Source organism: Streptomyces sp. NPDC054840 (assembly GCF_053611065.1).
The window spans coordinates 1-4,430 of record NZ_JBSGZP010000612.1; the positions used below are offsets into that span (position 1 = coordinate 1).

At 73.2% G+C, this 4,430-nt stretch carries 5 protein-coding genes; 2 read left to right on the forward strand and 3 right to left on the reverse strand.

What is annotated here, in order from left to right; genetic code table 11:
* The 3 genes from ACWGIU_RS30700 to ACWGIU_RS30710 all read right to left on the reverse strand — a co-directional run.
* On the reverse strand, nt 1–872 hold an 872-nt coding region (locus ACWGIU_RS30700), incomplete at its 3' end, for a deoxyribodipyrimidine photo-lyase (protein ID WP_453711274.1).
* Nucleotides 873–948: 76 nt separating this feature from the next.
* Nucleotides 949–2,520, reverse strand: a complete 1,572-nt coding sequence (locus ACWGIU_RS30705) for an SDR family oxidoreductase (protein ID WP_453711276.1) — start codon at nt 2,518–2,520, stop codon at nt 949–951.
* Between the two features lie 108 nt (nt 2,521–2,628).
* Entirely contained in the window at nt 2,629–3,267 is a 639-nt protein-coding gene (locus ACWGIU_RS30710) for a fasciclin domain-containing protein (protein ID WP_453711278.1), read from the reverse strand.
* 281 nt (nt 3,268–3,548) lie between these two features.
* Here ACWGIU_RS30710 and sigK point away from each other — a divergent pair, with 281 nt between their 5' ends.
* Both sigK and ACWGIU_RS30720 read left to right on the forward strand, forming a co-directional pair.
* Complete coding sequence (gene sigK / locus ACWGIU_RS30715; protein WP_453711282.1) at nt 3,549–4,073, forward strand: ECF RNA polymerase sigma factor SigK; 525 nt, start codon at nt 3,549–3,551, stop codon at nt 4,071–4,073.
* A partial coding sequence (locus tag ACWGIU_RS30720; RefSeq protein WP_453711280.1) for an anti-sigma factor occupies nt 4,070–4,430 on the forward strand: 361 nt, incomplete at its 3' end. The genes sigK and ACWGIU_RS30720, both read left to right, overlap by 4 nt.

The following is a 4,430-nucleotide window of genomic DNA, read 5'->3' on the forward strand; positions in this document are numbered from 1 at the left end:
GCCCGCGTGCGGTAGTCCCGGGCGGCCGCGCCGGGGCGGGCGGCGAGGAGTTGGTACTGGAAGTCGCGCCAGCAGAGCTGCCGTACGAAGGCCTCGGCGCCCGCTCCGCCCCGGGACCGCGCCCGGTGCACGGCCTCGGCCGCCGAGACCGCGCCGAAGTGGACGTACGGGGAGAGGCGGGAGGTGGCGTCGCCCGGGAGGTCGTCGTGGCCTTCCTCGTACCCGTCGGCGTACTCCCCCAGCCAGTCCACCAGCCGCTGCCGGCCCTCCCGCTCGCCCCCGGTGGCCAGGCCCGCCGAGACGGACGCGACCTCGGCGCGGGACGGGAGCGCCTCGGAGCGGATCGCGCCGGGCACCCGGACCTGCTGCGGCGCCGCGAGCGGCTCGCGCAGCCGCTGGTCCGACCAGCGCCTGAAGTACGGGGTGAAGACGGCGAAGTGATCGGATCCGCTCGGCGTCACGGCGCCGGCGGGCAGGGCGGTGACGACACCGTCGTGGACGTACAGCCGCCGCCCGTCGGCCTCCAGCGCGCTGCGCAGCCGCTCCTCGCGGCGGAGGGCGAAGGCAGTGCACCCGGCCGCCATGTGCACCTCGTCGGCGTCGGCCTGCCGTACGACGGCGCGCACCTCGGCGACGGGGTCCCCCGAGCGCACCACGAGGCGGCCGCCGCGCTCGCGCAGCCCGGAGTCGAGTCCGGCCAGGCAGTCCGCGAGGAAGGCGAGCCGGTTGGGCGCCGCGAAGCCGGCGCGGTCGACGGCCGGGTCCCGGACGAAGAGCGGGACGGTCTCGTTCCCGGAGCCCAGCGCGGCGCGCAGAGGCGGATGGTCATGGACGCGGAGGTCCGAGGTGAACAGGACGACCGAGACGTTCATGGTGCTGCTCCTGGCATCGGGGCACCGGGCGGACCCTGCGGGTGCCGCGCGGTGGTCGCTGGGCTGGCCTTGCCCGTCATTCGGCGCGGGCGGCCGCTGCGGATGCAGCGGACGGGGTGGATACGGGGGGTGCGGCCGGCCCGCGGTCGTCACCCGCCTCCGCCGTGCGCGCGATGTTGCGGGCCATGCCCCCGAAGACCAGGGCGTGGAACGGCGAGACGCTCCACCAGTACAGGTGACCGGCCAGGCCACGCGGGTGGAACAGCGCACGCTGCCGGTACCGGGTGCGTCCGTCCCCGTCCTGCTCGGCGTACATCTCCAGCCAGGCGAGGCCGGGCAGCCGCATCTCGGCGCGGAGCCTGAGCAGCCGGCCGCGTTCGATCTCCTCGACCCGCCAGAAGTCGAGTGAGTCGCCGACCCTCAGGTGGGCGGAGTCGCGCCGGCCCCTGCGCAGCCCGACGCCCCCGACGAGCCGGTCGAACCAGCCGCGGACGGCCCAGGCGAGCGGGAAGGAGTACCAGCCGTTCTCCCCGCCGATCCCCTCCACGACCCGCCACAGGGCCTGGGGTGAGGCCTCGACGGTGCGCTCACGGACATCGGAGTAGAGGCTGCCGCCGGCCCAGTCCGGGTCGGTGGGCAGCGGGTCGCTCGGCGCACCGGGCACGGAGGCGGAGGACCAGCGGGTGAGGACCTGGGCGTCGCGGACCTTCTGGAGGGCGTACGAGAGGGCCGTGTCGAAGTCGAGGGGCGTGCCGGGCGGGTCGGGCACCCAGGTGGCGATGTCGTGCTCGTCGCAGACGACCTCGTACTTGAGGGATTCGGCGAGGGGGCGGGCGATGCCGCGGGGCACCGGGGTGACCAGGCCGACCCAGTGGCTGGACAGCCGCGGGGTGAGGACCGGTACGGGCAGGATGAGCCGCTGGGGCAGCCCGTCGACACGGGCGTAGCGGCGCATCATGTCGAGGTAGGTGAGGACGTCGGGGCCGCCGATGTCGAAGGCGCGGCTGACCTCGGCGGGCATGTGGGCGCTGCCGACCAGGTAGCGCAGTACGTCGCGGACGGCGATGGGCTGGATGCGGGTGCGCACCCAGCTGGGGGTGACCATCACGGGCAGTCGCTCGGTCAGGTAGCGGAGCATCTCGAAGGAGGCCGAGCCGGAGCCGATGATGACGGCGGCGCGGAGCACCGTGGTGGGGACCCCGGAGTCCAGGAGGATGCGCCCGACCTCCGCGCGGGAGCGCAGATGGGGGGAGAGGTCCTGGTCGGGCACCCCGCTCGGGGTGAGTCCGCCCAGGTAGACGATGCGGCGGACGCCGGCGGCGCGGGCCTGTTCGGCGAAGTTCCGCGCCGCGAGACGGTCGGTGTGCTCGAAGTCGCGCCCGGTGCCGAGGGCGTGCACGAGGTAGTAGGCGACGTCGACGTCCCGCAGGGCGGGGACGAGCGACGCGGCGTCGGTGACGTCGCCGCGGACGATCTCCGCCTGCCCGGCCCAGGGGTGGTCGCGCAGCTTCTCCGGGGTGCGGGCGAGGCAGCGCACCCGGTGGCCGGCGGTGATGAGCTCGGGGACGAGCCGGCCGCCGATGTAGCCGGTGGCTCCGGTGACCAGGCACCGTGTGCCCGGCGCCGTGGGTCCTTGTGCGTCCGTCATCTAGTCGCTCCGATCGGGTGTCGCGGGGGCTCCCCCGGAGTTCTTCCGGGGGTACGGTCCGGCCGGATGCGCGGACCGTCGCCCACGAGCGGATCGAGCGGAGCGCGCCTACTGCGGCATGAGGACCGTGTCGACGATGTAGACGGTGGCGTTGGAGGTGGGGACGTTGCCGCAGACGACCGCGGAGGAGTTGTTCACCCGGTAGCTCGTGCCCGACCCCATGGTGGTGATCATCCCCTTCTGGAGGGTGGCGAAGGAGCCGTTCCCCAACTGCTCCGGGGTGAGCCGCTCGCCCACCACGTGGTACGTGAGGATCTTGGTCAGGGTCTCCTTGTCGGCCAGGACCTTGTCCAGGTCCGCCTTCGGGATCTTCGCGAACGCGTCGTCGGTCGGCGCGAACACCGTGATGTTCTCCGCGTTGTTCAGGGTGTCCACCAAGCCGGCCTTCTTCACGGCCGTGACCAGGGTCGACAGCGCCGGGTTGTGCGAGGCGGCGGTCGCGACCGGGTCCTTCGCCATACCGCTGAAGGAGCCCGCGCCGTCCTTGGGCACCGAGGCGCAGGCCGGCCCGAACGGACCGTCCGAGACCGGTCCCGACTCGCCGGTCGGCCGGGGGGAAGTGACCGCATCGATCGCGGCGGACTCCCTCTTGCTCGTACTCTCCTCCGAACAGGCCGACAGTGCCAGCGGAAGCAGTACCGCGGCGGTGACGGCGAAGGCGGCGCGGCGGGAGGTCTGGATGCTCATGGTCTCTCCTGAGTCTGCGGACCCACCCCTCGATGAATCACGCTGCCTGTTCGGCACCGGCCCTCATCCGGATGGCCTCACCACCGGAACGAGTGGTGACCCGCACAAGCTGACGAACGGCTTCCGACGCCGGTCGCGCATCGCCGTCCGCCGAGACCGATCCGAACCGTCCGTGGCTCCGAATGAGCCGTGCAACCGAGTACTCCTGGAGGACCTCCCCGGTGAGAGAGAACGTGCGCATAGGCCGGCACCCGTCGGCCGCTCCCGATCTGCCGGAACTGATGGGCCGGGTGGCCCGCGGTGATCAGCAGGCGTTCACGGCCGTCTTCGAGGCGGTGTCGGGCCCCGTACTGGGTCTCGTACGGACCGTCCTGCGGGACCCGGCCCAGTCCGAGGAGGTCGCCCAGGAGGTACTGGTCGAACTCTGGCGGACCGCCGCCCGCTACCAGCCCGCTCGGGGCTCGGTGATGAACTGGGTGCTGACCCTGGCCCACCGCCGGGCCGTCGACCGGGTCCGTTCCGCGCAGGCGTCGACCAACCGCGAGAAGCGGGCGGCGCTGCTGGACCACACCACGGCCTACGACGAGGTGGTGGAGCAGGTGGAGAACCGGCTGGAGCGCGAGCAGGTACGGCGCTGTCTGCACGGACTCAGCGAACTGCAGCGCCAGTCGGTCACGCTGGCGTACTACCGCGGCCTGACCCACCGGGAGGTCGCGGAGTTGCTGGCCCTTCCGTTGGGTACCGTGAAGACGCGGCTGCGCGACGGGCTCATCCGGCTTCGTGACTGCCTGGGGGTGGGCGTGTGAACACCGCGGATCTGCATACGTTGACGGGCGCGTACGTCCTCGACGCCCTGGAACCGGGCGAACGGGCCGCCGTCGAGCGGCACCTCACCGACTGCCCTGCCTGCGCCCAGGAGGTCCGGGAGTTCTCCGAGACCGTCACGCGCCTCGGGCTCGCCGTCGCGGCGCCGCCGAGTGCCGCGCTGCGCAGCGAGGTGATGCGCCGGATCGCGACCGTACGCCAGGATCCGCCCACGACGGTGAGGGCCGCCCGCGGCGGACACGTACGGCCCCGCTGGCGGCCGGTGCCGAGCTGGGCTCTGGCGGCCTGCCTCGCGGGGGCCGTGGCGCTCGGCGGTGTCGCGGTGTCGCAGTACGAGC

What these genes read in the sequence shown, in the direction of transcription:
- sigK (WP_453711282.1), top strand. Translation starts at nt 3,549, where the DNA reads ATGGGCCGGGTGGCCCGCGGTGATCAGCAGGCGTTCACGGCCGTCTTC.
- ACWGIU_RS30710 (WP_453711278.1), bottom strand. Translation starts at nt 3,267, where the DNA reads ATGAGCATCCAGACCTCCCGCCGCGCCGCCTTCGCCGTCACCGCCGCG.
- ACWGIU_RS30705 (WP_453711276.1), bottom strand. Translation starts at nt 2,520, where the DNA reads ATGACGGACGCACAAGGACCCACGGCGCCGGGCACACGGTGCCTGGTC.